The organism is Dietzia cercidiphylli, from assembly GCF_014145145.1.
GTDB classification, from domain to species: domain Bacteria; phylum Actinomycetota; class Actinomycetes; order Mycobacteriales; family Mycobacteriaceae; genus Dietzia; species Dietzia natronolimnaea.
In genome coordinates this window covers 1-2,122 of record NZ_JAALEA010000463.1, presented here as the reverse complement: position 1 = coordinate 2,122, position 2,122 = coordinate 1, and the positions used below count along the sequence as shown (strand labels likewise).

The 2,122-nt window shown below is 64.7% G+C and carries 1 protein-coding gene and 2 pseudogenes; all 3 read left to right on the top strand.

Features of this window, described 5'->3' with window-relative positions; genetic code table 11:
• Positions 1 to 233 precede the first annotated feature (233 nt).
• A complete protein-coding gene (locus G6028_RS15610; RefSeq protein WP_182611043.1) occupies positions 234 to 1,328 on the top strand; it encodes a helix-turn-helix domain-containing protein in 1,095 nt (364 codons plus the stop codon).
• A pseudogene (locus tag G6028_RS18255) lies at positions 1,321 to 1,755 on the top strand (PIN domain-containing protein); the annotation flags it as partial. The gene G6028_RS15610 and the pseudogene G6028_RS18255, both read left to right, overlap by 8 nt.
• A 168-nt stretch (positions 1,756 to 1,923) precedes the next feature.
• Positions 1,924 to 2,122: pseudogene (locus G6028_RS15605) on the top strand (Asd/ArgC dimerization domain-containing protein); the annotation flags it as partial.

The following is a 2,122-nucleotide window of genomic DNA, read 5'->3' as shown; positions in this document are numbered from 1 at the left end:
GATCCAGATCGCGGAGCTGCTGGTCAAGTAACGCCGGTGCTGGTCACGTAGTCAGCCGAGGGGGGGAGCCGTTCGGTAGGACGACGATGACGAGCTCCGCAGCAGCCCTTGACGAGAGCCGTCGCCCGGTCACGCTGATTGGGCGGCGGCGCCGGTCGCGAGCGGGGGAGCCGCGGAACTCCACACTGAGTGGCCGCTACACGCAAGCTGCTTGATGTGCCAGAATCGCAAGCATGGACGCGAAGGCACTCGGTAGGCGTATCGCGGAGGCGCGAGTAGCTGCCGGCATGTCGCAGCGGCAGCTTGCGGAAGTGTTGGGCCAGCTCGATCACACTTCGGTCAGCAAGGTGGAATCGGGAACCCGACGCGTCTCGGCGACGGAAATGTTCGCCATCGCCGCGACGCTCGACAAGCCATTGCAGTGGTTCGTGATGGACGAAGTGCCTGCGGTGATCAGCCGCCGCACCGACGCCGGATTCGACCCGGAAGTCACAGAGCGCATGGACGAGGCAATCGAGTTGCTAGCTGACGACATGCGATCGCTGATGCACAAAGAACTGATCTCGACTGTGCGCCGACCCGAATCGGCGGTGCCCGACCGTCATGAGGACGCGGAGCGGGTTGCCCACGAGGCGCGCAGACGGGCCGGGCTGGACAACGAGCCCATCCCCGATATTCTCTCGGTCTGCGAGCGGCTCGGGATGTACGTGTTCGTGGGTAACTACGGTGAGTCGGCGGATGGTGCCTGTGTGACCGTCGACGGGGACAGCGACACGGCGGTGGCCGCTGCGGTGATCAATTCTGAGCAGCCGCAGGGGCGCAAGCGAGTCACGGTCGCCCATGAACTAGCGCACTGGCTGGTAGGCGACGCCTATGACGCACACAGCTCCGATTCCGAGACGATGGTCAAGTCGGTTGCTATTCACTTCCTGATCCCCCGCGAGGGAGCGGCGAAGTTGTGGAGTGACTACCCGACGGAGAGCCCACGCCGCCGCGCCATCCGCATCGCCGGCAAGTACCGGGTCTCGTGGACGGCTACGGTCAACCAGCTCAAGAACGTGGGTCTGATCGAAGAGCGCGAGCGTGTGGCGCTCGCGCGGGAAGTCCCATTTGCTGGGGACTTTGTGGCGGTGGGTGTCCCGCTACCCGCTGACGACCTCGTCGCTCCGCGGCTGTCCCCGCAATTTGCAGCCGCTGTGGTGCGCGGGTACGAAGATGCCAAACTCACACGTAAGCGAGCGCTGCAGATGCTGCGCGGATCAATCAGCGACGCAGAGCTGCGTCCACGAGACGAGTCACCCTTCGAGGTGATCGACGGAGATGCCTGAACGATGGGTCATGGACACGAGTGTGTTCACCCACTGGCATCGTGCAGGCCACGGCGAGATACTGCGAAGGCTCTCGCCCAGCGGGCGAGTGATATTGATACCGGACGCGGTGAACGCCGAGGTTGAGTTGGCGCGCGAGCGCTACTCCGGGATTCCGGCAATCGCGGAGTGTGAGTGGACCGAACTCGTCGTCCTCGATTCCGACGAGGGAGCAGTGCAGCTGGCGATCCAGTCCGACATGGGAGCCGAGACAGCTGCTGAGCACGCCGGTGAGGCCGCGGTGATCGCATATGCGCAAGCGCACAGCTGCACCGCGATTATCGACGAACGTGAGGCGCTCAGCCAGGCGGTCGAGCGCATGGTCGAGGCCCGGGACTCGATGTGGATCGCCACCGAGGCACTTCACGTCCTCGACGATATCGATCGTGGCGATGCAGAGCGGGTCGTAGATGACCTGCTTGCGACGGGGATGTGGTTGCCGGTGAAATCCGGGGCGAGTCTCGTCGCGTGGGCGTACCGAGAGGGGTACATGGACCGAAAACTAACGTGGAAGCGGGAGAGGGTTGTGGCGGGTCAGAGTGGGCGAAGACGGAGTATCGACGACGGGTCCGAGGAGACCGACGAGGAGCAGAAGCTGCGCAACGAGTCGCGCAAGATCCTCGGGCTGCCGGAGCTGCGCGTCGCCGGCACCTGCGTGCGCGTACCCGTGTTCACCGGCCACACGCTGAGCATCAACGCCGAGTTCGAGCGGGACATCACCCCTGCGCAAGGGCGCCGCGCTCAACACGATCCAG